The organism is Pseudescherichia sp. (assembly GCF_031979925.1).
In the GTDB taxonomy this organism is placed as follows: Bacteria; Pseudomonadota; Gammaproteobacteria; order Enterobacterales; family Enterobacteriaceae; genus Pseudescherichia.
In genome coordinates this window covers 254,564-278,535 of sequence record NZ_DALZFB010000002.1, presented here as the reverse complement: position 1 = coordinate 278,535, position 23,972 = coordinate 254,564, and the positions used below count along the sequence as shown (strand labels likewise).

At 53.8% G+C, this 23,972-nt stretch carries 33 protein-coding genes; 5 read left to right on the top strand and 28 right to left on the bottom strand.

Translation table 11 applies throughout. From position 1 onward, the window contains the following. Nucleotides 1-969, top strand: a complete 969-nt coding sequence (locus tag RTM13_RS04705; RefSeq protein ID WP_312210545.1) for a PDR/VanB family oxidoreductase — start codon at nucleotides 1-3, stop codon at nucleotides 967-969. Nucleotides 970-997: 28 nt separating this feature from the next. Here RTM13_RS04705 and RTM13_RS04700 read toward each other — a convergent pair whose 3' ends face one another. Beyond that, nucleotides 998-1,549, bottom strand: a complete 552-nt coding sequence (locus tag RTM13_RS04700; RefSeq protein WP_312210543.1) for a recombinase family protein — start codon at nucleotides 1,547-1,549, stop codon at nucleotides 998-1,000. Nucleotides 1,550-2,037: 488 nt separating this feature from the next. Here RTM13_RS04700 and RTM13_RS04695 point away from each other — a divergent pair, with 488 nt between their 5' ends. Continuing rightward, complete coding sequence (locus RTM13_RS04695) at nucleotides 2,038-2,466, top strand: tail fiber assembly protein (RefSeq protein ID WP_312210541.1); 429 nt, start codon at nucleotides 2,038-2,040, stop codon at nucleotides 2,464-2,466. Here RTM13_RS04695 and RTM13_RS04690 read toward each other — a convergent pair. The 23 genes from RTM13_RS04690 to RTM13_RS04580 all read right to left on the bottom strand — a co-directional run bounded on the left by RTM13_RS04690 (nucleotide 2,438) and on the right by RTM13_RS04580 (nucleotide 18,194). Continuing rightward, nucleotides 2,438-2,857, bottom strand: coding sequence for a tail fiber assembly protein (locus tag RTM13_RS04690; protein ID WP_312210539.1), 420 nt, complete (start codon nucleotides 2,855-2,857; stop codon nucleotides 2,438-2,440). The genes RTM13_RS04695 and RTM13_RS04690 overlap by 29 nt on opposite strands. A 2-nt stretch (nucleotides 2,858-2,859) precedes the next feature. Then, nucleotides 2,860-3,492, bottom strand: coding sequence for a hypothetical protein (locus tag RTM13_RS04685; RefSeq protein WP_312210537.1), 633 nt, complete (start codon nucleotides 3,490-3,492; stop codon nucleotides 2,860-2,862). Continuing rightward, nucleotides 3,492-4,172, bottom strand: coding sequence for a DUF2612 domain-containing protein (locus RTM13_RS04680; protein WP_312210536.1), 681 nt, complete (start codon nucleotides 4,170-4,172; stop codon nucleotides 3,492-3,494). The genes RTM13_RS04685 and RTM13_RS04680 overlap by 1 nt, the downstream gene beginning before the upstream one ends. Further along, nucleotides 4,169-5,368, bottom strand: a complete 1,200-nt coding sequence (locus RTM13_RS04675; RefSeq protein WP_312210534.1) for a baseplate J/gp47 family protein — start codon at nucleotides 5,366-5,368, stop codon at nucleotides 4,169-4,171. Before RTM13_RS04675 ends, RTM13_RS04680 begins: the two co-directional genes overlap by 4 nt. Then, entirely contained in the window at nucleotides 5,368-5,721 is a 354-nt protein-coding gene (locus RTM13_RS04670) for a hypothetical protein (protein WP_312210532.1), read from the bottom strand. Before RTM13_RS04670 ends, RTM13_RS04675 begins: the two co-directional genes overlap by 1 nt. After that, complete coding sequence (locus tag RTM13_RS04665; protein WP_312210530.1) at nucleotides 5,721-6,476, bottom strand: Gp138 family membrane-puncturing spike protein; 756 nt, start codon at nucleotides 6,474-6,476, stop codon at nucleotides 5,721-5,723. Before RTM13_RS04665 ends, RTM13_RS04670 begins: the two co-directional genes overlap by 1 nt. 66 nt (nucleotides 6,477-6,542) lie before the next feature. Then, on the bottom strand, nucleotides 6,543-7,502 hold the full coding sequence (locus RTM13_RS04660; RefSeq protein ID WP_312210528.1) for a baseplate hub protein: 960 nt from the start codon (nucleotides 7,500-7,502) through the stop codon (nucleotides 6,543-6,545). Nucleotides 7,503-7,507: 5 nt separating this feature from the next. Next, on the bottom strand, nucleotides 7,508-7,810 hold the full coding sequence (locus RTM13_RS04655; RefSeq protein WP_312210526.1) for a phage baseplate plug protein: 303 nt from the start codon (nucleotides 7,808-7,810) through the stop codon (nucleotides 7,508-7,510). Between the two features lie 2 nt (nucleotides 7,811-7,812). Next, nucleotides 7,813-8,370, bottom strand: coding sequence for a phage baseplate protein (locus RTM13_RS04650; protein ID WP_312210524.1), 558 nt, complete (start codon nucleotides 8,368-8,370; stop codon nucleotides 7,813-7,815). Further along, nucleotides 8,370-10,025, bottom strand: a complete 1,656-nt coding sequence (locus tag RTM13_RS04645) for a lytic transglycosylase (RefSeq protein ID WP_312210523.1) — start codon at nucleotides 10,023-10,025, stop codon at nucleotides 8,370-8,372. Before RTM13_RS04645 ends, RTM13_RS04650 begins: the two co-directional genes overlap by 1 nt. Beyond that, nucleotides 10,015-10,191, bottom strand: coding sequence for a DUF6889 family protein (locus RTM13_RS04640; protein ID WP_072015259.1), 177 nt, complete (start codon nucleotides 10,189-10,191; stop codon nucleotides 10,015-10,017). Before RTM13_RS04640 ends, RTM13_RS04645 begins: the two co-directional genes overlap by 11 nt. Before the next feature lie 11 nt (nucleotides 10,192-10,202). Further along, nucleotides 10,203-10,655 carry a phage tail assembly chaperone gene (locus RTM13_RS04635; RefSeq protein WP_312210521.1) on the bottom strand — a complete coding sequence of 151 codons (453 nt, stop codon included), beginning with the start codon at nucleotides 10,653-10,655 and terminating at the stop codon, nucleotides 10,203-10,205. Nucleotides 10,656-10,658: 3 nt separating this feature from the next. Then, complete coding sequence (locus RTM13_RS04630) at nucleotides 10,659-11,099, bottom strand: DUF3277 family protein (RefSeq protein WP_312210519.1); 441 nt, start codon at nucleotides 11,097-11,099, stop codon at nucleotides 10,659-10,661. A gap of 11 nt (nucleotides 11,100-11,110) precedes the next feature. After that, the gene (locus RTM13_RS04625) at nucleotides 11,111-12,256 is read right to left on the bottom strand and encodes a DUF3383 family protein (protein ID WP_312210518.1); all 1,146 of its coding nucleotides are present in this window, start codon (nucleotides 12,254-12,256) and stop codon (nucleotides 11,111-11,113) included. A 3-nt stretch (nucleotides 12,257-12,259) separates the two neighbouring features. Continuing rightward, nucleotides 12,260-12,805, bottom strand: a complete 546-nt coding sequence (locus RTM13_RS04620) for a hypothetical protein (protein ID WP_312210517.1) — start codon at nucleotides 12,803-12,805, stop codon at nucleotides 12,260-12,262. 161 nt (nucleotides 12,806-12,966) lie between these two features. Further along, nucleotides 12,967-13,356, bottom strand: coding sequence for a DUF2570 domain-containing protein (locus tag RTM13_RS04615; RefSeq protein WP_312210516.1), 390 nt, complete (start codon nucleotides 13,354-13,356; stop codon nucleotides 12,967-12,969). Continuing rightward, nucleotides 13,353-13,880 (bottom strand): lysozyme, encoded by a 528-nt coding sequence (locus tag RTM13_RS04610; protein WP_312210514.1) that lies wholly within the window; start codon nucleotides 13,878-13,880, stop codon nucleotides 13,353-13,355. The genes RTM13_RS04615 and RTM13_RS04610 overlap by 4 nt, the downstream gene beginning before the upstream one ends. Beyond that, on the bottom strand, nucleotides 13,864-14,178 hold the full coding sequence (locus RTM13_RS04605) for a hypothetical protein (RefSeq protein ID WP_312211010.1): 315 nt from the start codon (nucleotides 14,176-14,178) through the stop codon (nucleotides 13,864-13,866). The genes RTM13_RS04610 and RTM13_RS04605 overlap by 17 nt, the downstream gene beginning before the upstream one ends. Before the next feature lie 221 nt (nucleotides 14,179-14,399). Further along, nucleotides 14,400-14,978: a DUF1133 family protein gene (locus tag RTM13_RS04600; RefSeq protein ID WP_312210513.1), complete on the bottom strand. Its 579-nt coding sequence runs from the start codon at nucleotides 14,976-14,978 to the stop codon at nucleotides 14,400-14,402. Between the two features lie 210 nt (nucleotides 14,979-15,188). Continuing rightward, entirely contained in the window at nucleotides 15,189-15,380 is a 192-nt protein-coding gene (locus RTM13_RS04595) for a hypothetical protein (RefSeq protein ID WP_312210511.1), read from the bottom strand. 235 nt (nucleotides 15,381-15,615) lie between these two features. After that, nucleotides 15,616-16,101: a hypothetical protein gene (locus tag RTM13_RS04590; protein ID WP_312210509.1), complete on the bottom strand. Its 486-nt coding sequence runs from the start codon at nucleotides 16,099-16,101 to the stop codon at nucleotides 15,616-15,618. A 39-nt stretch (nucleotides 16,102-16,140) separates the two neighbouring features. Further along, complete coding sequence (locus tag RTM13_RS04585) at nucleotides 16,141-17,529, bottom strand: DnaB-like helicase C-terminal domain-containing protein (protein ID WP_312210507.1); 1,389 nt, start codon at nucleotides 17,527-17,529, stop codon at nucleotides 16,141-16,143. Next, nucleotides 17,526-18,194, bottom strand: coding sequence for a helix-turn-helix domain-containing protein (locus RTM13_RS04580; RefSeq protein ID WP_312210505.1), 669 nt, complete (start codon nucleotides 18,192-18,194; stop codon nucleotides 17,526-17,528). The genes RTM13_RS04585 and RTM13_RS04580 overlap by 4 nt, the downstream gene beginning before the upstream one ends. A gap of 209 nt (nucleotides 18,195-18,403) precedes the next feature. Here RTM13_RS04580 and RTM13_RS04575 point away from each other — a divergent pair, with 209 nt between their 5' ends. Further along, nucleotides 18,404-18,859 (top strand): helix-turn-helix domain-containing protein, encoded by a 456-nt coding sequence (locus RTM13_RS04575; RefSeq protein WP_312210503.1) that lies wholly within the window; start codon nucleotides 18,404-18,406, stop codon nucleotides 18,857-18,859. Nucleotides 18,860-19,256: 397 nt separating this feature from the next. After that, the gene (dsbG, locus tag RTM13_RS04570) at nucleotides 19,257-20,006 is read left to right on the top strand and encodes a thiol:disulfide interchange protein DsbG (protein WP_312211008.1); all 750 of its coding nucleotides are present in this window, start codon (nucleotides 19,257-19,259) and stop codon (nucleotides 20,004-20,006) included. 92 nt (nucleotides 20,007-20,098) lie between these two features. Here dsbG and RTM13_RS04565 read toward each other — a convergent pair whose 3' ends face one another. From RTM13_RS04565 to RTM13_RS04555, 3 genes are all read right to left on the bottom strand, one after another. Then, nucleotides 20,099-20,272 (bottom strand): hypothetical protein, encoded by a 174-nt coding sequence (locus RTM13_RS04565; protein WP_312210501.1) that lies wholly within the window; start codon nucleotides 20,270-20,272, stop codon nucleotides 20,099-20,101. A gap of 183 nt (nucleotides 20,273-20,455) precedes the next feature. Beyond that, nucleotides 20,456-20,995: a hypothetical protein gene (locus tag RTM13_RS04560; protein WP_312210499.1), complete on the bottom strand. Its 540-nt coding sequence runs from the start codon at nucleotides 20,993-20,995 to the stop codon at nucleotides 20,456-20,458. A gap of 134 nt (nucleotides 20,996-21,129) precedes the next feature. After that, nucleotides 21,130-21,969: a DMT family transporter gene (locus tag RTM13_RS04555; RefSeq protein ID WP_312210497.1), complete on the bottom strand. Its 840-nt coding sequence runs from the start codon at nucleotides 21,967-21,969 to the stop codon at nucleotides 21,130-21,132. Between the two features lie 247 nt (nucleotides 21,970-22,216). Here RTM13_RS04555 and RTM13_RS04550 point away from each other — a divergent pair, with 247 nt between their 5' ends. Beyond that, a complete protein-coding gene (locus RTM13_RS04550) occupies nucleotides 22,217-22,558 on the top strand; it encodes a hypothetical protein (protein WP_312210495.1) in 342 nt (113 codons plus the stop codon). Nucleotides 22,559-22,574: 16 nt separating this feature from the next. On the opposite strand, the gene RTM13_RS04545 is transcribed toward RTM13_RS04550, so the two are convergent. After that, the gene (locus RTM13_RS04545; protein ID WP_312210493.1) at nucleotides 22,575-23,891 is read right to left on the bottom strand and encodes a colicin-like pore-forming protein; all 1,317 of its coding nucleotides are present in this window, start codon (nucleotides 23,889-23,891) and stop codon (nucleotides 22,575-22,577) included. Between the last annotated feature and the right edge of the window lie 81 nt (nucleotides 23,892-23,972).

The following is a 23,972-nucleotide window of genomic DNA, read 5'->3' as shown; positions in this document are numbered from 1 at the left end:
ATGAGCGACGTACTGGAGGTGATTGTCGATGGGATCTGGCGTCAGGGGGAGAGAAGCCTGGCGATCAGGCTGGTGGCGGAGGATGGTACGCCCTTACCCGACTGGCAGCCGGGGGCGCATATTGACGTGCATCTGCCCTGCGGGATTATCCGCCAGTACTCCCTGACCGGAGCCTGCACGGCAGCAGAGAGTTACCTTATCTGCGTGGCGCGGGAGAGCGTATCCCGGGGCGGCTCGCGCTATATTCATGAAATCCTGCGGCCTGGTCAGCGGCTGCTGATCTCCCCGCCACGCAACCTGTTTGCGTTGCAGGAGGCGGATCGGGTCCTGCTGCTGGCGGCCGGGATTGGTATCACGCCACTTTATGCGATGGCGCTACATCTGGAAGCGGCAGGCAGACCGTTTGAGCTGCACTACTATGTGAAAAGCCGTGCAGAAGCGGCGTTTATACGGGAACTGACGCAGCCGCTGAGCCATGGCGTTTGCGTTATCCACCGTTCGGATGATGGGCAAAGCCCGCGTCTGACCCTTGCCGACGCGATTAGATCCCCCGAGGGCAGCCCGCGACTGTACGCCTGCGGACCTGCTGGGTTTATGGCGGCGGTACGCGAGGCGGCTTCAGCTATCGGCTGGCCTGAGACACAGATCCACACCGAGGCCTTTCAGCAGGTGGCTCCGCCTGCAACTCGTGCAGAGGCAGAAACTTTTACCATCACTTTGGTGTCATCAGGCCAAAGCTGGCCGGTCCCGGCCCATAAGAGTATTGCCCAGGTTCTGATGGATAACGGCGTTGCTGTTCCGCTCTCCTGCGAGATGGGGATCTGCGGTGCCTGCCTGACGCCGGTAATTGATGGCGTTGTCGACCATCGGGACACGGTACAGTCCGATGCGGAGAAAACCGCCGCCAGACAGCATATTGCGCTCTGCTGCTCCCGGAGCAAGTCGGGGAACGTGGTGATTGATCTGTAGGGGAGCGTGTTGGCAATGCTGGCATGTTTTACCCGTTCGCCGGGAATTTTTTATACAGCGTCGATATACCGACATCGTAAATGATAGCGACCTGCTGCCGGGGCTGGCCTGCGGCAATCAGCCGTCCGGCCTGCGCCCACTGATCGGGTGTTAGCTTAGGGCGACGTCCGCCCACTCTTCCCTCAGCTCGCGCAGCGGCCAGGCCTGCGCGGGTACGTTCGACGATCAGCTCACGCTCCATCTCCGCCAGCGCCCCCATGACGTGGAAGAAGAAACGTCCCATTGGCGAGGAGGTATCAATACTGTCGGTCAGGCTACGAAAATTAACGCCTTTCTCGCGAAGTTCTTCAATGAGGCCGACAAGATGCCGCATGCTGCGTCCAAGCCGATCTAACTTCCAGACGACCAGCGTATCCCCTGCCGATAGCGTCCGGAAGATCTTTTTTAACCCTGGCCGATCTGCCGTTTTACCGCTGATCTTATCTTCAAAAATAAGCTCGCATCCTGCGCACTCCAGCGCGTTTCGTTGCAATGCCGTGTTCTGCTCATTTGTTGACACCCGTACATAGCCGATCAGCATGATAACCCGCTCCATAAAAAGCCGGGATCATGCCATTTGCAGGCAGAACAGTCATTTTCTTAAACCTTGGTTTAGGGGAAGCCGCAAAGCGGAGTGTAGGTAATACCCCTGGACAGATACCTGATATGAGCTTTTTTCCGTCGTTCGGCAGTGAGAACGGATGGACACGATTACCTAATAACGTCATATGTCAATGGGGCTTTGCTAATTTCGCAGGAGCCGGGAGCGGCTCAGACATTGGGGTCTTAAATTATTATCCAGTTCCTTTTCCTAATAAATGTTTGATGATGGTTGTGTCTCATACTGGATATTATCCACAGAATGCCGGAGTTTTATCTTACATTGGAATGAATAATAGCCAATTTAGAGGTTATTCGTCTGTAGCGACAGTCGAGACGGGAGCTGTAACTGGTGCATGGATAGCAATCGGGATTTAATTTTTAAAACCCTAATTTAAAATTATATCTGTAATCATCAGAGGTGAAGCAATGTATTTTTTTAGCGCAAAAACGTTACTCTTTTACCCTAAAAACATGATGGGTGAATACAAGGCATCCGGTTCGTGGCCGAACGATGCTATTGAAATATCGGAAGATATCTATAAGGAATTTTTGATTTCACCAATAGGAAAAACGAGGTCGGCTACAAGTAATGGAACTCCCTGCTGGATAGATGTTCCACTTCCCACATATGAAAATTTAGTTTCGCTTGCTGAACAGAAAAAAAACCGACTTTTTGCTGAAGCTAATATAGCAATAGCACCACTACAGGATGCGCAAGATCTGGATATGGCTACAGATGATGAACAGGATTTGTTGTTAGCCTGGAAAAAATACAGAGTGCTGTTAAATCGTGTTGATACGTCAACAGCACCTGGTATCGAATGGCCTACACCTCCGGCTGAAGAGGCCATATAATATTAGGGGCCGTGGAGATATCCACGGCTTTAACTTCCCGTTTATAGGCCATCCATGCAGAAAATTTTTCTCTGTTCACATCGCTGATTTCATCTAATAGCAGTTCTGTTCGCCAGTCTGCAGTAATCTCGTCAGCCTGTTTTAACAGCGCTTGCCGATAGAGTTCTGCCTGCTCAATGCGTTGAGCGTTTGTAGGTGGCGGTAAATCGATCCAGGCAGGCTTGCCGTTATTTAATCCAATAATTTTATCGTTTGGAACCGGGAACAGAACGTCATGTTCGCTCTCTGTAATTTCGATGCCGTCCGAGGGCCAAAGATTTGCCATAATAAAAATCTCTTTATCGGCGAGTGGAAAAAAACCGCCCGCTGACGGACTATATAAATAATTCATACTTAGTACCCCACCGCAATATAATCAACGTTGTATCCGCCGACCCCAGCTTGCCAGGCCTGGAACCCCGTTGTGGTTCTGGTCGTGGCAACGGTAGCAACCGCGGCTGGCTCCGTTTTTGTGGTAGTGTTGCCGAAATTTCGGTCGCTCCACGTCATTACGACAATATATTTATTTGTTGTGAACGCACGTGGTAGCGTCACGTTGGTTTCAGTGGTGCCAACGTTATATCCAAAGGTTCCGCGCTGTACGATCAGACCACCAGGAGTTTTTGACCAGTTGGTGCCTTCCTGAAAACCAAGGTATGTGAGAAGCCCAGCCACGGATTTACCGCTAAGGTTGGTCAGCGTGGCATCTGCTGGCTGGAAATCTTTCCCCAGGCCGCTGACCAGCTTGGCGATGAATCCAGCCAGATCGCCGTCGTCCAGCACGTCCTGCCCGCTTTTATTGGCGACATATTGCGCCAGGGCGGCAGAGATAAAGCTGGCCTGGCGAATCGCTTTATTCACCTGAGCGCTGGACGCTTTGCCAGATTGAAAACCGGTAAACAGTGCCGGAAGCGATGCCCACTCTGCCTGCGCCGTTACGTTAGCACCTGCCCCTGTTGCGAAGGGCTTAAAGTCATTTGTAGCCATTAGAGTTTTACTCCCCATGCGCCGCTATCGAAGCCGACGATATAGTCGTTGTCCATGTCGAAGCCGAAAAATGTCGAACCTGTTGATGGAGTGAGAATGGATGGTGTTTGAATATCGCCAGCCCAGACGCCAGCGGCCTTTACGGTTAAATATCCCTGCTTGATTGCGGCAATCAGCTCTAGCGAGACGTCTGCAATATCCGTCTCGGGAAAAACCCAGACTGCGATGGTCATATCCTGATTATCAACAATCTGCATACGCAGCCCTGAGCCGTTGGTAGCCGCATCGAGAATGACAGGCAGCGAGTCGTTCTGTCCGTCCCAGCTGTTAATCGCAATTTTGGCTTTCAGGATGATGCGATAGGTCTCATCGCTAAGGGTGGTATAGCCCGCGTCAGGATCGTAGGGACCTTGCCACACCCCCTGGTCGTAGCCCAGGCCATCGGTATCCCAGCAGAAGTAGACCCCGGATATCGGCTCGCTCACCTGCCGCGATCTGCCGATCCACAGCCCCAGCGTATCGAGCTGCACGCCGGTCGCATGGTCAATGTCAAACGCCTCGATAAGCCCCTGAATTGCACTCGATGTGTCAATCAGCGGCCGCGTGCTAAGATCGATATGGCTAACAAAAAGCGGCCGGGTAGCGTGATAGTTGGTGATGAGGTCGGTGTACTTACTCATGACGCCACCGTTATCGCAATATTGGCCGCGCTGCACGAGGCCGACTCGTTATAGGCGATGACAATATTGGCGGCCACCACGCTGGCAGACGATCGACCGATCCGCAGCGCGTTGATGTCGTAGTATCGGCTGCTTCCTCCGCTGACCACGCCAAGGTTAGCCGGCGAATACACGCGGCTCAGCAGCACATCATCGCCAATGCCCAAGCCGTTAACGTAATCAGCGATAGCCTGTTTAATCTGCTCTCCCACCTGAGTGGTGTACCCGGAAAAGACGCTTAAGGTTATTGCCACGTAAACAGGCACGTTCGTTGAGCGGGAAAAGCGGATAACATGCGGGTTGCCATAGAGATCGGCAACGGTAACGGCTGTCGATCCAAAGGTGCTGACGCCCTGGCCCTTCTTGCCGCGAAGGGTCTGCGCGATGGCCGTCACGTCTCCCCCGTCCACGATCGCCGACAGAGAGTGCGCCGGTAGCCCGTTGGCATCCGCCGCCCCCGTATCGTTTTCATAAAGCTTGTGACGCGTTACTCCGGCCACGTTAGCAATCGCCCCCTCCAGCGCCTCGAAAGGGGTAATAGATGAAATGGCTACGCTCTGCGCCTGGCGGATGCGGATCTGCGCATCCCGCTCGGCCTCCACGCCCGGCGTGGCCGACACGGCGTTCGATACCGTGAACCAGCCCAGCGTAGGGGTGGCGATGCGGGTGATGCTGCCCGCCAGCGCCTCCACGGCACCTGCGGTCACACACGTGGCGGTGGCGGTAACGGTGCCGCCGCTGCCAATCGTTACGCTGGTCGGAAGCGTCCAGACCACCCCCCGGCTATCTTTTACGGAACCGTTGGTAACGATGGTTCCCGTCTGGCCAGTGAGCGTAACGTCCACCGTCGAGTGGGTGGCCGCCTTACGCACAATCCCGTTGATTTTAACGTTGCGCGTCAGGGCATCGCTCATGGCGGTGGCTGGCGAAAAGGAGTTATAGACCTGAATAGCCGTGTTGTTGGCATCGTGCACCGCCAATGCCACCAGCGCCACCATCTGCCCATCTTTGCTGTCCGGCTCAAGGTACGCATCCGTACCGTAGATCTGCTGAAAGTAGCCGGTAATGCCAGCGAGAATTGCCTGATAGTCAGGCGCGCTGATCCCCTGGTCAGTTACCCTTGCGGATAACCCCAGCGTGTCGAGATTAAGTGCCATTATGCCTCGCTTGTGACGGTGGTGATCCCGTAGCGGGTGTCAATTGTCGCGGTGAATATTACGCGGCGGGATGAGGTGTTGAGCGTGGTATCGAACGCCTGAATGGCGTTTACGCCCTGGGTTTCTAGTATGCGCTGGCGAACAGCAAGGCTGTAGACCTCCGGACTCTGCTTGCCCAGCACGGACTGGATCCACGGCATTCCCTCGGTGGTATTCAGGAACCACTGCCCATACCAGAGCATAAAACGGGTTTTTACGGCTTGGGCCACCGCCTCCGGTGAATCAATGAGCCAGCTATCGTCACCGCTGCCGAAGGTATAGTCGCCGTCAGCATCCTCCTGTCGGTACTGCATCAGTTGGGTCCTCCCGTATTGCCGCCGCCGGTCTGCACGCCGCTGTGGGTATGCGTCATCACGCTTTTACCACCCGCCGTCACATCGTTCGTCACCGTGACGGGACCACGCAGCGTCGCCGTACCGCCTGCGGCCCCCATTCCCTGCGACAGGCTGCCGTTGATCGTGACGTTGCCGTTAAGGGTAATAGTGGGTGAAGTCACAATGGTGCCCCCCTGCGCGGTAGCGCTAAGCTTGCCGGGGGTGGTTATTGTGATGTTATGCCCAGCAGCCACTTCGACAAACGCCGCCCCGTCGTCGGTACGCAACTGCGCGGCGCGGGTGCTGATATTGCCGATCTTTTGCGCCTGAGACATCGGGCCAACAAAACAGATCGCATCAGAAAGATCGTGCATGCGATCGTCCACCGGCTCCTGCACGCCGCCACTCTGCCACCAGAAATCGATACAGCGATCGTTAAAGATCAGCTCGCACTCGTCGCCGGGCCGCACGGGAAAGGTCAGCGTACAGCCGCCGCCGCGGGGAAAGGCCACCGGCACGTCCACCAGCAGGGGGTAGTCTTGCGTTGTTCGCTTGCCGTTGATATCAATATGCACATAGCGAATAGCGGGCTGTACCACCGCGGTGACGGCATCAGGATTGAAAGATTGGATAATGCCCGGCATGGCGACGCGGAGCTGGTTTTTGATGGTCTCCCGCTCAGATTTAAAGACTTCGGCGAGCTCGCCGCTGCGGGTCTGGTCTGATATGGACATAGGATAAGCTCCAGAAAGCAAAAACCCGCCGGGTGGCGGGCTGTTTATCATCGGGTAGGCGCAATCTTAAGCGCTGTTTGGCGGCGTCGCCTTCGGAGAGGGATCTTCGACGCCGGGCGGCCTGCAAACCATCTCCATGTACCACTGCTGCCCCCTGGTGTCGCCGGTATAGAGGATCTCGCGCACGCTATAAACACCGTTCGGCACTGCGGGAAACGGTATATGCTGGTCAAGCTGCACCAGCCCCATCATGCGGATGTTGGGGTTAATCAGCATCTTCACCTTTATACCGTCGTCAATCGCCGTCGGGGAACCAATCAGCCCGGTAGTGCTGCTCAGCAGGATCGCCTCATGAACATACTCATGATCGGCAATCATCTGCCGCTTACCATCCACGAACTGCCAGGTTGCGGTGCACTGGGCGGCCAGGTTATCCATAAGATGCCGGGTCATGCCAAACAGTACCCGGCCACGCGGATAGACCGTGGTGGGCATTTTCGGCTTCAGCCCTTCAGTAATACCGTCGACAGAAAAATCCTTCATTAACAGGCGATCGATATCCTCAGGCGTATAGCCCGCTGACAGTGTCCGGGCGGTAGTGGTGGTGATCAGCGCTTTGTCACTGTCCGTGGCTTTAATCTGTACCCAGGTAGAGAGCGTCTCCTTCTCCTCTCTTCCAGTCTGCGTGGCGCTAATTTCACCGCTAAAGATCATACCGTAGTTGCGGCCGTCGCTCTGCCCTACCGCTGCTGCATTCACCTCTCGCGCCTGACCCACGCTGCTAGCCGCTACGTCCGGGGCGATGCCGTCGTAACCAGCAACAATTCGAATGCGGGTAAACGCTTTTCCGGCGATCCGGCTTACCGTTTCCGCTTTAAGGTTATAAATTTTAACCTCTGCGGTTCGCGGCATGCTGCTGTTGTACCAGTTACACGTGAAAAACACCTTAAATTCGCTAAAGTCGATCCACTCCCCGTCTTTGTCAGCAAGCTGTAATTCGAAGTGGCGCATCCAGTTCTGTGCCATGCTGCTTACTCCGTAATAACCAGTAGGTGACTGTTGCTGCCCAGATCGGTCTGCGTGGGATACTCCTGGCCACTGGCGTCGCAGACAACCATCAGCTTAAAGCCCGGCTGCAGGCAGGCATACTGCGCCAGCAGATCCCCCCCGGCGACCAGAGGCAGGCCGGAAACTAATGCTTCTCCCCTCTCATCCTGCAGATCCATAACCCAACACCTGTCCCGCCAGATAATACGCACCTGCCAGGTCGTGCCAGCAAGAGTGATACTGAACTGCTGGTTATCTGCGGTAAGCGGGATCTCTTCAATTGTCATCGTTACCCTCCTGCAGCTAACGCAACGCCGCCTGCCGGCTTGGTAGTTTTGATGCCAGTATTGTGCACCTCAGCCGTATTGACGCCCGTCTTCATCTCACTCTTCTCCGCCACGTAGACCTTTTTGGTCTGGACGAGAATGACCTCTTTCAGCGTCAGATCAGCAAAAAGGACGTTTTCGCTCGTTTTATCCGTGGTCACGCTCAGCGTGGCGATCAGCATATTTTTGTACTGCCGCTTTCCGGTGGTGACGTTGAACGGCATTCGAGACGCCTGCAGATCCAGCAGCTGCTGGTAGGTCTCCTGTGGGCTCAGCCCTAACAGACTGGTAGCAGTAAGGCTGCCGGCAAAGTCCAGCAGCGCACCACCGCCGGCAAAACCGACCTTCATCGTCAGCTCTGCCGGTTTTTTATAGGCGTGATCGGCAATCACCGCACCATCCTCAATCGGATGCTCGGTAATCGTCAACGTATCGGTGTGCGTTTCAGAGGTGACGACGCTGGGAATAATCACGCCGATTTGTCGCGTATGATGATGAAACAGCGTTGAAAGATAATCCATTAGCCCACCTTTACCTGGTTGCTGCGCATAAACTGTGCGTTGGCGGAGAGCTGACGCTGCTCCACCTCGGTCCCGATCTGCTGCGCGCTGCTGCCGTAGATGTGGTAGCTGTTGTGTTGTTCAAGCTGCGGCCCGGCAACGTTCGTCGCGATGGCGGTAGCCCGCTCCTGTTCGATCAGATCGCGAGAGTAGATGCTCCGGTTATTCTCCGGGTTGAGCACAGCAGCCTTATCACCCTCACCCCAGTCCATAATCGTTTTACCGACGTTTCGCGTATCAATATGAAAATGTTCCTTAATCCAGTCGGCCACTTTGTTCGCACTGTTCGTTACCGCAGGCAGCGCATCAGGCTTATCGCTACCCTGCTTAAACATGCTCTTACCGATTTCAACGGCGTCGGACCAACGATTTTCACCCACGGCTTTCAGCAGCTCGGCGAGCATTTTAAGCATCTGGTTGAACTCACCCAGCTGCGCAATCGCATTGCTGAAGTCCCATTTTAGTGACCACGTGCCCAGGTCAATGTTAAGCAGCCCGGCGACAGCATGTACGAGACTGCTGATGGCGGTTTTGAAATCGCTGATAAGTGCTATCGCGTCATCAATGACGGGCTGCCATTCACCCCAGTTGATAAAGCTCTGCCCGCCCTCGGTCCATTTTTTGTAGTCGTCCCACAGCAGCGCAATGGCCGCTGCCAGAGCGAGGATAAGCCCGACAGGTGACATTAGAAACGCACTATTCAGTCCGCTGAGGGCGAGGGCCAGCCCGCCCAGCAGCGTGATGAGATCCTGGGTCTGCCCATCAAGCGCGCCCCACCAGTCAGCAAGATCTAACGCGCCTTCGAGGATCCCCAGAAACAGGGATATGAGGGTATCACCCAGGGCCACGATCCCGTCGACGATCCCGAGCAGCGCCTGCTCAATACGCGGATAATTATCGAGAATGAAGTGGCTTAGTGTGTCGAGCCAGCCCGCCATCCCCCCGGCAAGGCGGGAGCCGATTTTCTCCTGCACCATGTCAACCACGGCGCTGACCTCCCGTAGGGAGGTCATGAACCGGTTAGCGTCTGCAGCAGCGTCATCAGCGTTAAAGCCAAGGGTCTTCGCCATGACGCTATGCTGCGCTGAGAAGCTGCTCGCCCCGCCGCGCATCGCCGCCAGGGTATCATCACTGATGCCCAACGTTTTTGCGCGCTGGCTGGCGAGAGGTAGCGGTATCGCGCCGAGTTTCTGGCCCACTTCGGTAAAGATAACAGCCGTATCCCGTGGGTGACCGGACGCATCGCGTACCTGAATATCCAGCTGGCTGAGAAAACGCTCTGCCCCAGGCGCCTGCTGCACAAAGCGGGACAGGTTCTCAAGCGAGCCGCGTGCGTCATCGACGTTGCCTCCCGCCTGCGATACCCCATAGCCGATGGATTCGATCCCCTCTACGCTCGCCCCCGTGCGCTGGGAGATAGCATAGAGATTATCCAGTCCGGTTGCGGTGGTGAGCGTAAAATCATAGATCGACAGCGCAGTGTCTTTTACCGCCAGACCCAGCTTAAGCGCACCCTGCGCGGCACCTGCCAGCAGCGATTCAAGGCTTTGCCCGCCGCCCTCCCCGGACGGCACGCCGAGAGAGCCGAGGAGGGCCACAATCATATTAGGATTCATTACTCTCTCTCCATTTCTCAATGCGATAGTGGTTATCCGCTTTGACGGCCAGATGGTCATTCATCAGCGCGACGTCACACAGATCGATCGATCCATCTTTCAACGCGCTGTAGGGAATTAACCCGGCGTCAACCGGGTCAAGAAGGTATGAAAGCCCATCCGGCAGGCTATTGAGCGTCAGGCTTGATGCAGGTCCGGCGTCGCGCTGGTAGGGAGTGCGGGCAAAAAATTTCCCAGCGAGTCGGCGACCACCCGCGCCACCAGCTGGAGCATGGTGAAGAGGTCGATATCGTCAAACATCAGTTCGCCGCCGGTAAATACCGCTGTCCAGCCCTTGCCATTCTGGCGCGCAACGACGCCAAGACAGGGATGGATAATGGCACTGGTATCCTCCTCGCTCAGGGAGGAGAGCGCATCGGCAAGGCGCGGCAGCACCTTTTCAAACACCGGTGCCAGCGCATCCCCCTGCGCACCGTCCATTTTCCCTTCAGCAGGCAGCAGCGCGCGCAGGCTGCCCACGTCCGCCATCATCCCGGCCAGCACCGGCAGCAGTTTGCGGGTGACCTTCAGCTGATCGAAGACGGTAAGCTTTGCCACGCGATACGCGTGGCCTTTGATTTCAAACTCCATCGATTAAAACTCCCCAAGCAGCTGATCAATTTTGCCGCAGTTAAACTCCCACTTCACCACGCCAATATCTTTGGCATTGGAGACGTCCGGCTGTTTCGAGAACGCTACGCTGCGGGCCGTCACCGTTTCACCGCTGGCCTTGTTGCGGATCACGATGACATTTTTGCCCCAGGCCGCGGTGGAGAGGCTCTGAGCGTTATACATCAGGGAGAGCTTCCTGTTGACCGGGGAGGTTTTCAGCAGGCTGACGGCAATGGTGCCGCTCTTATTCGCATGCAGGCTGTGCATCACTTCGCCATCCAGACCCACGGTCATGGTGTTTTTTGATTCACCCATCGACACGACGATCCCCTCGTCGGCGTTAGCCGAGCCGTAGCCAAAATCGATTTCGCCAGTAGGTCCAACGAGAGAGGCGGTAACATCCATAAAAGAGTAAGTAGCCATTGAGTTTTTCCTTATCGAACAACGTTAATCTGTACGTCGGCGTAGTGCACGGCACCCGCCAGTTTGCACGCAACCTGAATTAATGGCGCTTTGCGCGCCTCGCGATCGGCCTGAGCCTGCTCGGCCAACGGCTGAGCATAAACGTAATAACCTTTGGTCAGCGTCTCCCCGGACGCCAGCTGGCCAACCGGGCCACCGCTCCAGATGCCCGGCGCAATCAGACCGTTGGTCACCGCCTGATCCATCGACTGTTCCACGTTGGCAAGCAGGCGAGTGACCCCCGCATCGGTCTGAGGTACCTTGCTGGTGCTGGTATAGAGCATGTTGAACAGGTTGGTCTGGACATAGTTCTGCAGCCAGTCCAGCCCGTGGCGCTCATCAAAGAAGTCGCCGTTAGCCATCACTCCCTGTTGCAGGATGGCCGTGTCGTTCTGGTAGTAGACAAAGACGTTGCAGTTTTTGCTATCCAGCGCCGCCGCCTGGTTCACGGTCAGCGCTTCATAAGTGATGCCAGGCTCCTGCTTGAACTTCAGGGTGATGGTGGTGTTGCTGCCGTTGAAGTCAACGGTAAACGCGCGGCTAAAGGCCGACAGCGCCGCATAGTTGCTGCTGGTGGAGTACTGCACAAAGGTGCGGGCGTATTTCGCCGCTTTCAGCCGGGAAGCAAGATCGGTGGTCGACGCGGCATCGAGAGTTTGCGGATCGCTGACGGTGATCGCCAGGATGCGGCTCAAGCTGGCGGATTCGATCGCTGAAGCGACATTCAGCCACTCGGCGTCGTCGATAGCCTCACTGTCCGCCACACCCAGTCCGTACCAGTTGGTATACTGCAGTACCGCGTTGACGGCCTCGGTGAGCGTCTCCGTCTCACCGCTCTCGGTGGTGGCCAGGGTTTTCGCCCAGCGGCCGATGTAGACCTCCTGCGGGGTTGGCGACTGCGAGAAGTAGACCGCTGCTGCCTGATATTCCGGGCTATCAACGCCAAAATCATCGCCGATATCTTCAGCCGAGGCGTAGAGGCGAATGCGCTCGCTAACTGGGATGGTTGTTGAGGAGCCAAGAATCAGTAGCGCACCAAAATTGCGACCCGCGGCCGCGCGTGGTGACATGATCACGTCGACGTTAACGACGTTAGATACAGGTAATCCCTGTGGCATAGTTTACTCTCCGAAGTAGTGTGTAGATGCAGATTTAAGTGCCCTGACGTTGTAGGTCCGGGTATTTTTGCGGGAGAGCGTTACGTTAAGGTCGTAACGCCGCACCCGCTGATTATCGATAAGCTCTGGCAGGCTCTGAATGGCCCCGGCGTCAACCAGCGACAGCCCGCAGACGTTCAGCTCAGCGTTGTTCTGCTCAATAAACATTCCGGCACGAAAGGTGGCGGACGTTGTTGCGCTTAGCGGGCCATAGAAGCTGCAGCTCACGGCGAGCTCTTCCCAAGTCCACTGTTCAGACTGCTCGTCTGAAACCTGGACATCAGACTGGCTTAAGGGGGGTGGCACGGTCGTAATGCTAAATTCACACCATGTCGTGCCGTCGGTATGTACAGGTGGCTGCGGCGCGTTCCAGAGAGGGAGAACCTGTTCGGCTGGCAGACCGGCAACGCCGCTTATCCAGCGGCCAATCTCCCGCTCTAACGCTTCGTCATACGCGGGGCCGTCTCCCACCGGTGTCAGGTAGCCGCGCGTGGTGCTGTCATTACTCACAGTAGATTCCTCACTTCAGACTGGTTTGCCGTTGAATTTCGATATCTCTGATATCGGCTTTGTCCCGGTTGCACTGGCCTAACGCGGCGAGCAGAGAAAGGTTCAGGTCAAGGCTTTGGCCCCAGCGCAATCTTCCGGGCGGGATGGCGGGCTGTGGGGTTTCAGCGGTCAAACTGGACGGGAGCGGGAGCGGCGGTGCGGGAACCCAGGCGGGTTGCGTAGTGCCGCAGCCGACTGTCTGCGTCAGCAGGAATAGTGCGAAGAGCGCACTCATCATTCGCCACAGCCGAGTGGATTTCACGCGCAGCGCTTGATACGTCCAGCGTAATCTGGTTTTTTGCATGCTGATTAGCCTCGGTGACGGTGTTGAAAATCGATACGGTACGCTGGAGGTTTGCAGCTACCGCAGCGGCGCTGCTTGCCAGACGATCGGCGTTATCCGCACGATTTTTCTCTCTGGCGTACTGGCTGCCATAATGAAAAACGGCGAGGCCTGCCGCTGCCAGCAGCGCTAACGCTGCGCCAGAAAAAAGGACTGCAAGGCGGTTCATGGCACGCCCTCCAGACAGAGCGCCCGCTCATTGCTGCGGCGCGTTTTCAGCCCCGCCAGCGGCACGCCTCCGGCATAGATCCAGCGCGTAAACTGCGCGCAGGCCTCGGACACTCTCTCCTGGCGTAGCAGCCTGAAGAGTGTGGAACGCTGCATCGCGCCACAGCCAACGTTAAAGGTCAGCGAAGTGACGGCGGCGAAGGTGTTATCGCTCAGGCGCTTTCCGGCGGCCCAGGCGTTGACGCACCGCTCTGCCGCCAGGATGTTTTTCTCCCAGTCGGCCGCAATCTGCGCATCCGTTTTCTGCACGCCGAGGTTGACGTTATGGGTATTACCGATGCCGTCGGTGAGCACCCCTGCCGGACAGAGGTAGGGATCCCGGCGGCAGGACTCGGCGTTGCCGATCAGCCTTAGCCCACGCTCGTTTGTCCGGACATGCCCGGCGTTGAGCACCATCGCGATAATCATCCCGACAGAGCAGACAACGCCAGCCGCCCCGCCCGCTTTTTTAATCAGCTGGGTCATGGCCAATCCTCCTCATTGCTTCGGTAATCACTTCGGCCGTTGCCGGTCGCTCATGGGCTGGTCTGGTCGCCATCTCGTTGAGATAGGCCTCCAGCAGCCGGGTACGTTTCTTTTCCTCTGCCAGTCGATTACGCTCATCGCGCCGCTTCGCGTAATACGTTTTAATCGTGAAATATGCCGAGATCGCTGCCCCGACGATGAAAACGTAATCCTGCAAAGAGAGAAGCGAAAAAACACCGAGCATCGACGACCACCAGTAAGGAAGGCTGTGTCCATCTGTAGGGTTCATACGCTGTATTTCCACGCCCGCGTAAAAGAGGACGCTATAGGGTAAGAGAGAGGGTCAGGCCCGCGGGCTCTGTTTAATAACGGGATCGTCTGATAGTGATTCCCGGGGCCTGAAATAAAAAAACCCGCACGGTGGCGGGTTATATCTGGCGGAAGCTGGAGAGGCTCCCGCGATAACTATTTTTTACGCTGTTGGTCGCAGCGGGTAAAACTTCACAAGCTTATCTGAATTCAACCAACACCCGCGCAACTTTGCAAACGAAATCTTTGCGGATTTTTATCAAATTGTACGCACATAGGCGAATACAGCATAAATTCAGCGAGTTGCAGATAGACATCGATGCGATTTTCGCAGGTACGGAGGCTCCATTCCGGGTGTTTTGCATTGAGCTGGCGAGCCATCTCTTTTTTACTCATCCGGTAGCGGTAGCGATCGTTAATGACCTTAAACAGCCCATCGTGCCCGGCCCGCACCAGCACTTCAGCAATGACGTTATCCATTATTAACCCTTCGCTATCCGTGCAGAACGCGAGGCTGGATTTTTGTTTGCCGCTCAGCAGATCGAGGAAGTAGGTTTTTAAATCCTGTTCATCCATGCCGGAAGCTTTTAAATGTGATAACACCTGCTGGATGGCCGTTTTAGATATTTTTGTCGACGTCAGCAGGGCATTAAACATATTGCCGGTATGGCCACTGCCTATAACTGACCAGCGTCCCCACATACGCAGCTTGCCCTGGATCCAGACTGACTCCAGAGTTAACAGCCGTGCCGCCTCAGCGGATTTTCCGGTTGCGTTTGGATAGATCATATTAATACCTCCTGTTCCAGATATGCTGTATACGAAACACCCCCGGCGCGACAGGCACGGACGTGTCACAATTAACAGAGGGGATAAAATCTGGCGGGATAAATATGCAGCTATGGCATAGTAAAAATATATATCGCGCCATCAATCATCCTTGTTAACGCCGCATTTGTTCAGAAACAGCACGTCGGGGTGTTCAAGCCCGCCGCGGAGTTACATCTCAGGATCGTCTTCCGGTACCACGGTATAGCCAGCCATCTTTACAAGTTCGATCAAGGCCTTAAGTGAGGCGACATGTTCATCGTCGTGGATGACTCTTGTCGCGGTAACCTTACCGTTTTTGCAGGTGAACAGTACTCGGCCGTCGTCAGGAAGATATCTTCCGGCCTCCTTCTTATCGAGCATGTTCACCTCCAGGTAATAACACTGTACAAATCTACAGTAGTTATACCCTCACCTCCCAATAAGTGCAAACTTTTAGATAAACGAAATTAAAAAACGCGATCTTTTTTCCTTTTGTATCCATATAGTTAACAAAAAATAACCAGGACTGGTTATTTTAGTGGCGTGCTGAGAGTTGATGCGGGTGGGCTGAAGGTGTGATTGCCGGGCAGTGAGTAATCAGCTGCCCGGTGAAGATTTATGTTCTGGCGTTTTTATCTGAGAGGGCGAAAAAGCGCGGATCGACGCTGTAAAGTGTAAAGTGCGTCACCGGCATATCGTCGTGGCGGCGAATGTCGACCAGGTTTGACTGCAGAAGCGCAAATACGCGCTTCTGCAACTGAGGCAGCGTGATCTTTATTTCACTGTGCTGCCTGGCTATAGCGGTAAGAATTGCCTGGTAAGAGAGCGTTCTCCCCTGCATGATGGCCACCAACTTTTGCGCCGACAGCGTGCTGGTTGCCGTCTCATTTTTCGTCTCTAACGCAGCTCTGCGAGTGGCAGCGCCTTTTTGCGCCATAACGGGTATGTACGGCGTCACTACCTGCACCGGATGCGGAGCCGGTACGAATACCGAGCGACTGCGAGCGCGGGCACCCGCGTTCATCTGCCAGAGAATAAATTCAGTCCAGTCGCAGCCGTCGTCGGTATACGTTGAACCCCGGATTGAGATTGTTTCGATCATAGGTCTTTCCTCGGTCTGTGTAGCGCTGGTCAGGCGCGTTTAAAATTTCTCACTGCTGTAAAGCTCGGAATACTTCCGCTGCGGCCTTCCTGCTCTTTCTGCCGCCAGCCGCAGGCGCGTTTTCTCTTTGCCAATGTGTTGATCGACGGGCAGAAAGTGGCCATGCTTAAATTGTTGATAGATAACGGTGCCCGCCGCGGCAAAGCGGCATTTGCCCAGGATCACCTCGGCAATGCCTGCGGCCGGGGTTTCGGGGTTATAGACTTCATCCCGATAGAGAAACAGAATGCTGTCCGCGTCCTGCTCGATAGCGCCGGAGTCCCGAAGATCGGACATCACTGGACGCCGCTGCGCGGCAGGTCGGGAGTCTACGGCGCGGGAGAGCTGGCTGAGCGCGAACGTTGGCGTATGAAGACGCATCGCCATGGTTTTCAGGTTGCGAGAGATATGGGCTACAGCGAGATCGTTGCGCTCAGCCTGCGGTTTTTTTATCAGCCCAAGGTAATCCACCACGATCGTGGCCAGATGCGAATAGCGCCGCTTATGGGTTTCGGCAATAGCCCTGATCTGCTCAATAGTCAGATCCGTGGCATCTACAATCCAGATATCACGGCTCGCCAGTTCACTGATTGCCTCCGTCAAACCTGTCCATTCACTGTCATTCAGCTGGTCAGGATTGCGTAACCGTGAGACCGGCATCGACTGGCTGTCTGCCAGGGCGCGCTCGGCAATCTGCAGGGCGGCCATCTCCATGCTGAAGATCAGCGCCCCGCCGCCCCTCGCAGTCACACCCGCAACGATTTTAAGCGCCAGCTCGGTCTTGCCCATTCCCGGACGCCCGGCTACTACCACCAGATCCTGTGGATTAATTCCCCCCATCGCGTCATCCAGCTCGTTAATACCGGTCAGCAGATTAGGTGATGAACTGCTCCCATCCAGACGCTTGTGCAGCGTCTCCTGGTAACGCGGCAGGAGATCGGCAATATGCAGAGGCAAAACGTTCCCGGTATCAGCGGTCATATCCAGCAGCTGGGCAACGGCTTTATCAATAAACAGATCGCGCTGCGCCTGGTTTACCGCAGTGCGGATAGCCTCGGCGCTCTCCTGCAACAGACGGGCTATTTCCCGGCTGCGCCACGCCTTAACCATTTTCCCGGCGTATCCCTTCAGGTTCGGTACCGTTGCTGGCAGCCGGGCAATTTCTGACAAATCGGCAAGGCTGGAGCCTCCCAGCGCTTCGCTGATAAACAGCATGTCAATAAGTCCGCTTCCCAGCGCCTGCTTTTTAATTTCACGAAAGGTGCGGCGGTAAAACACCGTGCAGAAGGCCTCATCAGGGGTGCCCGCCAGCACATCAAATGCGTCCGGCGTAGCGCCGCCGTTGAGCAACCCCGCCAGCACGCAGGCTTCCAGCTCCTGTGGCGTCATAGCGCCCCCTCGCGCGTTTTGCGCAGCGTTTCAGGTCTCATCAGGTAGTCGAAGCTGGCGCGCCAGCCGCTGCCGTCTTCTCCGCCGAAATAGAAATCGGGGGCGATGTTGCGAAATTTTTCGAAATAGCCCAGAAACGCGCCGGTACTTTTACGCGTCATGTGGGATGACAGGCGGCTGATCTGGCGGTGGCGATCGGCATCAAGCATCGCCGCAGGCAGCAGATCGGCAAAAATGTCGTTATATCCGTCGATTACCGCCTTAGGATCAATGATCGGATCAAAAGAGTGACTGATTCTGGTGCCGCTACATGACACAGGGGGTGTGCTTTCTGACGACACAGACCTGTCTGCAGGCTGCACAGCGGGTGTGCTTTTTGGTGGCACAGGGGAGTCAAGGTGGAGCGTATAGACATTTGACGCATTACCTTTCCCGTTATTGCTCCCGGTGCGGTTCACTTTTGCCAGCAGCCCCAGCGCGATTAACGCCCCGACATGCTCGCGTACCGCGCTCCGGCTGCATTCACAATGATCGGCTATATGCCGGTAAGATGGCCAGCACTCGCCGCTATCGTTGGCGTTATCGGCTAATTTAATCAGCACCAGCTTACGCAGCGGGTTACCTGTTTTTATCGCCATTGCTCTGGCCATCAACATCATGCTCATGATCACAGCCTCTGAGCCGTAGCCAGGGGTGGGTTTACAGCGTGCATTGCGATCTCTCCTCTGTACCAATGAAGTGCCGTCAGGGCAAAAAAAGGATGTCGGGATCTAAACTTCAGACTACCCCTCGCCAATAATATTAGTTATGCTAATATTATTGGTCAATAACGTTGGCCTTAGAACTTCATTAATTTTGCGAATACTATGCACTCATGAGAAAGAAAACCCTTGATGCAGCTGAAGCTGACGCAGCTAAACGTCTCCGCGACATTTGGGACGAGAAGAAAGTGACTTTGCGCCTTACGCAAGAGCGGGCTGCGGAGGCGCTTGGCTTTAGCACGCAGGCGTCGATAAGTCACTATCTCAACGGAACGACGCCGCTTAATACCGATGCAACGCTGAAGTTTGCTGCGTTGCTGGGGGTCAAACCGGAAGAGATTCGTCCCGATCTGGCAGAAGCAATGAACTACGTCAGAAAATCCGGTGCATACGTTGAAGATCGCACCGGGCCTGGCTGGACGCTGCTGGGGGCAGAACATACGGAGCTGGTTAACCTGTATGACAGGCTGCCGCAGAGTGAAAAAGAGAGACACCTGGCTGATTTGAAAGAGAAAGTTGACGGCTTCGACAGGCTGTTTAAAGAGTTGCTGGCGACCAGAAAACAGTAACTCCCCTTCTCTGACTCCCTTCCAACGCTGGGATTTATTTTTCTATATTTATCAACATTATACGCATTATATTACCATAATTAATATATTACCGTTGATTGCTATTATTATTGTCGCTAATATTTATCTATCAACCCTGCACTAACCCTGCGGCAGTTGTTCAGAAAAAACGTTCTGACAGCCTGGAAAGACGGGCAGCATCGAGACGTAAAAAAACCCACCGAAGCGGGTTTCTTTACCCGGGCGGTGACCAAACCTCCCGGTATAACTTTGGGGACCAACCCAAAGCGAGGAAAGACCAACGACCAACGCCGCCGATCGGTCTGTAGTATATACCAACGCACTCGTTTCCGGTGTTAACATCCCTGTTAATGGTTATGACATACGGAGATAGATGATGCTGCATAGATGTTTAGCACTGTTAAGCACGTTTCCACTGCTGGCCTTTGCCAGCGATTCGTTGCCGCCCGCAGTACAGCAGGTTGAAAAACAGGGCGTAGAGATTATTAAAGAGGTCAAATCCGAGGGTGGTTTACGCAGCTGGATCGGCAAATACCAGGGCGTCGGCGTCAACGTCTGGCTGACGCCGGACGGTAAGCATGCCATCTCCGGCTACATGTACGACGAAAAAGGAAATAATCTCAGCGAAGCACTTTTTAAGCAGGAGTTATATATCCCGCAAGGGCGTCAGCTATGGGAAAAGCTTACCAGCGCGAAGAGTATCAAAGAGGGCAACCCGACGGCACCACGAAAAATCGTCGTTTTTGCCGATCCATTCTGTCCTTATTGCAAACAGTTTTGGGCAGCAGCGCAGCCGTGGGTCACATCCGGAAAGGTGGAGTTAAATACGCTGCTGGTGGCGGTGATCAACCCCAAAAGCGGGCCATACGCCTCTGCAATACTGAATGCAAAGGATCCAGCTAAAGCATGGCGTGAATATGAGTTATCTAATGGGCAAAAAATCCCCACCGTCGCAGGCACCTCAAAGGAGACGTTTGGTATCCTGCAATATAACCAGCAGCTGATGGATGAAATGGGCGCAGCGGCGACGCCAGCAATTTACTACATGAATGACAATCGCGAGCTGCAGCAGGTCGTTGGCATGCCTGATGAGAAACAGCTCGAGGCGATGCTGGGTCCTAAATAGTCTTGTTGAGGTCCAGTGAGATTCACTGAACTTTTTGTTGGGCATAAAAAAACCCGCTCAATGGCGGGTTTTTCAAAAAGCACCAGCTATGTTTATGCTGCCTTACGACGACGCTGCTTACCTTGCTGTTCCTTACCCGAAACAGTAGCATGGTTGAACGCGGCAGGTGCAGCCTTCATCAGAACTTCAACCGCAGCACCCATACCTGCGAATGCTTTCATCGTGTCGAACGTTACCTGTGACTTGGTTGCTTTTTGAGTTTTCATAATGACTCCAGAGACCAATGTGTCTCGTAACTTCTTCAAATTAAAGGTAGCTGATAAAGCTAACCTTTACCAATCGCCTCTACCGATTGGTAACATCGTGAATGCATAACTGCTCAAAACGATGCGTTTGTTACCTGTCCGGTAAACAGGTAACCAATCCTACAATCACGGGCGGGATCCCGTCTACTCTAATTGTGCAAATTTGATAAATACATCTTCAAGCGCAGATACTGAATTTGACATGATGTAGCCACAACGTTCCATCACAAAGCCAAAAGACGCATAAAACTCGTGAAGATGCGGCACGGGTTCTACAATTTGCACAGTCTCACACTCAACTGCTTTACAGAAAATGTAGGCGCTCATAAGCGTAATTAATACCATTCGCCCATTTAGCGGGTGCTCTTCATCGTCTCGGGTGAATCTTTCAATGATGTGGATGTGAAAGGTCTTTTCTTCAATTCCATAAATGCATATTGCAGCACCTGCTGGTATCCCCTGAACAGCACCTTGCATAACGAGCTTTATACAAAACTCGAATTTGTCAGGATCGTTACCATAGGTATTTAGAGCATAGTCCCACTCAAGCTGACCATATCCGCCACATAGAACACGATAATCTTCATCGCTAATTGGCCCAATAGCTAAAGGTAAACCAATATGATCGATAACGAGCTGAACATTGTTACGGACTGATTGCCCAATTTCATCCAGGTTAAGCATCAGCACCTCATTCTCGGCGGCGGCAAGGCGCTGATTGTACCCTTTTTCAGGTAGTATTAGCAGCTAACATCTTGTAAAAATTACGTATAGGATAAGTGCTGTATAACCTGGTTACGGCGTTACCGCGCCAGATATCATCGAGCCACGGCACGATCGGCTGCAATCACAATCAGGATCCCGGCCAGTACCAGCATGGCGGCAATAACCATCCGGATGCTCGGGATCTCCCCCAGAAACAGGTTGCCTCCCAGCGCAGCCAGACAGGGTACGCTCAGTTGCAGAGTGCTGGCCGTTGCCGATGATATGCTGCGAACGATGACATACCAGAGAACGTAGGCAAGCCCAGAAGTTATACCACCGGAGATGAGGGCAAGGAGAATGCCCCATTGGTCTGCTAAAGCGCGATCCGGCGAGAGCAGAAACAGCGCGGCGATAATCGGCACGCTCAGGAGAAAGTTCCCGGCGGTGGCCCCGGTTGGGTCGGATACGCGCTTGCCTCTTACTGAATAAGCGCCCCATGCCAGCCCGGAGGCGATCATCATCACCGCGGGTACAGTAGAGGGCATGCTGGCGCCTGGCAGGAGCAAAATCGCTATGCCCGCGATGGCAACAGCAATGCCGGACATCTTACGCGGACCCGTTTTTTCCCCCTGCAATGCTCCCCACAGCACCATGCAGACCTGAACGGCACCAAAAAGCAGCAGCGCGCCGGTGGCGGTATCAAGATGAAGATAGGCGAGTGAAAACAGGAAAACATAGGCGGTGAGCAGGCCTGCGTTAACCACGTTCCAGCGAATGCCACCCCATCCACGTGAAGCCAGCTGGAGAAGAAGTAGCACAACCGCCCCTGCCAGCAGACGTAACGTGCTGAATGTTACGGGATCGGCATGGCCTTCGCGCAACGCAATGCGGCACAGAACAGAGTTCGCGGCGAAGGCCATCAGGGTAAAAACGATAAGCAGCAATTTTTTCATCAGTTCTCCTGCGCTGACGTCTCTGTCGGTCTAATCGCAGCGGCCTTAACGTCAGTTAGCGCCTCATCTTTCCTTAATCTTTATCACTTCGCACAAGCAGCTTCCAGTGAAAGCAGTTATATTTTCAGTCGCTACGTTATGAATAAGCGTTAATTGGCTCAGGAAGGCTTCGTCTTTGAGACGTTGAAACCAGCAATCTGCTCCACGTTATGATAAAATCTATCTACTATGATTTTAAGGAAGAACAATGAATACAAAATATTATATCAAGAAAAGCGGATGGGGTTTATTGATGTGGGGGATTGGTTTCTATCATACATTGTATAGCCGTAAATGGGATGAACTCACGGGCCGTGAACAAGGTTTTTTTATTCTTTCTTCCGTAAACTGTCTCCTCTTTCCCATCGCCTGGTTCGTCTTAGAAAAAGCAGGCATGAGATACACGCCTAATTTTTGGCAGAATCAAATCGTTAATGAAAGAACTGCAGCTAAGTTTTTTTCGGTCCTTATGCCTGTGATATGTTTTCTTCTGGCTATCCCTCTGGTAATTGTTGCACCATTTATTAAAAACAAGAAAAAGGCCAGATAACTCTGGCCTCGTGTCGTCACATCCCCAAAGATGTATTAATAACGCTTAGCACCGTTTCATTACTAAAAAAAGCACCACTGAGCATCATGACTACACCAAATCCGACCAGGCTCAGCGGCGAGCCTGCAACTGCAAATGCAACAGCGACCAGTTCCCCAGCAATTTTTCCGGCGGCTAGCGACTCAAACTTATAGATAGCATCCTTCCAGTCATCAGTAGTCACTCCCTTATATACCGCGTTATAAAGATCCACTAAGTCTGCAATCGTATTAAAGCGTCCAAACACCTTACTATATGCATAGAGTTGTTTTGCCATATCAGCATGGTCCAGCGACTTAAAAGCATTTGCAATAGCTTCTTTATCCGATACGCTCAACCTGGACAGAGCTGTTCCTTTATGCTTTTCAAACATTGCCAATGCTTCAGTTGCATTGCGAATAGTTTTTCCTCGCGCATCAGCAGCGAACTCCTGAGCAAGAAAAGCTGCCTTATCACCAAATTTTTTCGAAACATTCTCAAAAAACGTGGTGGCTGTAGTGATGGCATCTTTCATATCCGCTGCTGAAATTACCGCCAAATCAGCAGCTTGTTTTTCTGCATTAGCAGCAGTCACCGCATTGTAAGCATCATTGAGTGCTTGCTCAGCTCCCACTTTTTCATTAAGCGTATTGGTTAAGTTATTTTTAGCACCGTTTAGTGAATTTTGTGCCTTTTGCGCCTCAAAGCCAGCCTGCTGCCAGGCCCGGAACTGGGGAGAGATCGGCTCTGCATGCGCAAATGCGGCCAGAGATAAAGCTCGGGCGTTAGCAGCATCAAATACACTTTGAGCAGCGTTAACTTCAGCCTGTCGAAGTGGAATTGCATTATTCGCATTATTTAAGCGAGCCTGAGCCTGATTAATATTAGCGTTCGCCTGTGTGATATTCGCTGCAGCATTATTCGCCTTTTGCTGAGCACTCACGAAAGCGCTTGTAGCAAGCGCGATACGACTCGGTGTAGTAGCTGTGACTCCTGAGTTTACCCCTGGCTCAGGTTTCATAAAAGAGTGGTCAAGAATTGAATTCAAAACTCGGTACGTTGAACCGTTGTACTCCACCAGCGTCGAGTTATCGGTGGTCATTACAATACCATTCATTATCTGTTGAGCATTAGAGTTTACCGTTACGTTACCAAAAGGCGTACTGATAACACCTGGTTTATCTCCTGATAAAACAGGGTCATGATTGCCGCTATTACCTGGACCGTTGTCCGCCCCTGGATTCGTATCATTACCTCGTTCTGAACTCCAACCAGTACCATCACCAACACCACCGCCATAATTAAAACCGGGCATAATTTTTTCCTCTTAAAATTTGTATTTTCCACATACTGTATATCCATACAGTTAGGTGATGGTATTCCCACCTTTCTGCTG